This window comes from Pseudomonas sp. RA_35y_Pfl2_P32, from assembly GCF_963970735.1.
Classification (GTDB): Bacteria; Pseudomonadota; Gammaproteobacteria; order Pseudomonadales; family Pseudomonadaceae; genus Aquipseudomonas.
Genome location: NZ_CAXAQF010000399.1, coordinates 1 through 403, shown reverse-complemented (window position 1 = coordinate 403; position 403 = coordinate 1). Strand labels below are relative to the sequence as shown.

The following is a 403-nucleotide window of genomic DNA, read 5'->3' as shown; positions in this document are numbered from 1 at the left end:
CCGTACGAGCTGGCTGCGCAAGGTGATGACGTCTACAAAGACGGCGAAACCATCAAACTCGGCGTCACTGACGCCGCAGTCGACGGCAAATCCTTCGAAAATCTGGTTCTCGGTAACGAAGCCGTCGTTAAAGTCGGCGATACCGTCTCTGAAGTGGTCGCCACTTTGTCTGTGGATAAAACCACCGTCACCGAAGGCGGTTCCGTCACCTACACCGTGACCCTGACCAACGCTGCTGGTCTGCCGATGGCCAACCATGGCGAGTTGACCTTCAAACTCACCGACGGCACCGAGATCAAGATCCCGGCCAATGGCACCACCGGCACTGCTGTGGTCACCGCCAAGGACGACATCTTCACTGGCGGTCAGGACGCCATCGTCAACAAACTCGAGTCAGTTTCGG

The 403-nt window shown here is 57.6% G+C and carries 1 protein-coding gene; it reads left to right on the top strand.

Annotation, left to right across the window (positions count from 1 at the left end; translation table 11 throughout):
• On the top strand, positions 1–403 hold a 403-nt coding region (locus tag AACY45_RS28885), incomplete at both ends, for an immunoglobulin-like domain-containing protein (protein WP_339548894.1).